General features: G+C 40.6%; 2 protein-coding genes. Both read right to left on the bottom strand.

Translation table 11 applies throughout. The annotated features are described in order from the left end of the window. Position 1 precedes the first annotated feature (1 nt). Positions 2–1,264: an RNA-guided endonuclease TnpB family protein gene (locus DP117_RS35145; RefSeq protein ID WP_169222758.1), complete on the bottom strand. Its 1,263-nt coding sequence runs from the start codon at positions 1,262–1,264 to the stop codon at positions 2–4. After that, positions 1,255–1,851: an IS607 family transposase gene (locus DP117_RS35140; RefSeq protein ID WP_339381212.1), complete on the bottom strand. Its 597-nt coding sequence runs from the start codon at positions 1,849–1,851 to the stop codon at positions 1,255–1,257. Before DP117_RS35140 ends, DP117_RS35145 begins: the two co-directional genes overlap by 10 nt. Between the last annotated feature and the right edge of the window lie 56 nt (positions 1,852–1,907).

Raw genomic sequence — 1,907 nt, 5'->3', positions numbered from 1 at the left:
ATTACGTAGCCTTGGAAACCATTTCAGATTTCCCCTTCGCCTTCACTTTATTGGGTGTGACCCGCCTTGGCTGAACTACGCAGCTCCCTATCCCATCTGCAAATGCATTTGGGATTGCTTTTCTTAAGATATTGTACGAGCCGTTGACATCGCTGTTTATGAACCGATTTCCAGAAGTCCTGTACAGTCCTCGGCTGATTCTTTTGCCACTAAAAGAGGGTGAATCAAAAAGTTGACCATAAGTAGGAATTGGGTCAAGATCTAGAAAGCTGCTCTTGGAAGTGTAAGATTCCTCAGTCACAACTACCATTATTCCTGCCAATTGACACTTATAGGCCAGCATTTCTATAAAACGGCAATATGGCACACTCACAAAGTTTTGGTTGTTTCGCGCTCCTAAATTAATTTCGTGTTTCCACAGATCGTTCTTACCAATTACCAACGTTCCAATTTGCTTTTCAACCAAGTGGTCTACTAGAAATCGGCTGCTGTTGTGCAAGTAATTGTCAATCTGCAGGTTTCTGGCTCGAGTTAATCTTTGAATTCGCACAGATGTTTGGCGTTTTCTACTTAACTTAGATTGCAGTGCCGCTTTGCGTTTATTGAAGAACTGATTAATACTTTTGAGCGGTCGTCCGTTAATCAAGAGAGGGACAAATCCCTTTTGATTTGATGTTAACGTTGCTAAGTTGTTTAACCCTAAATCAATCGCAGCACTTTCACTAGAATTAATTGGGGTGGACTCCTGTTGCTCATAAATTACCTCGATGACATAACAGTCACATTTCGGAACTATCCTGACCTGACAGACACGATTTGCCACCTGTGTTGGGAAATCAATGTTGGTTCCTGAAAGTTTAACTCTTCCGCTCACCAGTCCCGGCTTGCTAATTGCTTGAATCGTGTAAACTAAGAGATTGCGCCCTTTCGCCTTATCTTTGTACTTAGGCATCGCTGGAGATGCTTTGAACTTATCCGGATGTTCCTTGTATTCTTGCACAGAAGCAAAAAATGATTTCCAATTCCGGTCTAAAACCATAAGAATCTGTTGGCTTACCTTCCTTGGCAAGTATCTGTAAGTTTCATGATTTTTCATTAACGAATGCATTTTGTTGTAATTTAGATACCCCCAACCAAAGATGTAATTTTGTCTAATAATGTAGTTAGCCGCGTTATAAAGATTTTTAGAAGCAAAGGATAGCGCGTCTATTTCTGAAAAGAATCGTGTCCCCGACTTAATAATATGTTTTTCAGCTAATTGCATGACTCCTCTGAATTACTCTGTAATTCGGCAATTAGCTTTTCCGTTTTTCTTTTGGCTCTACGTAAACCATAAAGACGGGAACAGAATGAGGTGATGACAGCAGCAAAATCTGACATCAAATCTTCTTTATCATTCGCGGCATTGTTAACAACTTCTAATCTTCTACCTGTCTGTGTCAGCAAAACCTGTATGTAATTAGCACCAAACCTTGTCAGACGGTCTTTGTGTTCTACAACTAGAACATTGAATTTTTTGTCGCTAAGTACTGATATTAATTTCTGGCGATTATCGTTTAGACCTGAGCCAACTTCTTCAACTACTTTGTAGATTCCGTATCCACGAGCGGTAGAGTACTGGACTAATCTATCCGCTTGTCTTTTGAGATTATCTTTATTTTCCGAACTGGAAACTCTGGCATAGATACAGGCAATCTCATGGACAAGTTGTGGATTTTGCTCGCCATCTCTAACAATCACTGTTCCTGTGGGCAGTTGATAGGCATCTAACTGACCCTGCTTCCACAACCTCCAAACAGTGTGGTACGAAACCCCTAATTTTTTCGCATACTCCGATAGCTTCATGGCAATTTTGTGTTTCCATGAACCCAGTCTAGCACATCTGCTATTGCTTGCTAATGTTTGCT

The organism is Brasilonema sp. UFV-L1 (assembly GCF_012912105.1).
Classification (GTDB): Bacteria; Cyanobacteriota; Cyanobacteriia; order Cyanobacteriales; family Nostocaceae; genus Brasilonema.
Note: the sequence above shows the minus strand (reverse complement) of the source record. Positions and strands in the feature narration are given on the sequence as shown.

What these genes read in the sequence shown, in the direction of transcription:
- DP117_RS35145 (WP_169222758.1), bottom strand. Translation starts at nt 1,264, where the DNA reads ATGCAATTAGCTGAAAAACATATTATTAAGTCGGGGACACGATTCTTT.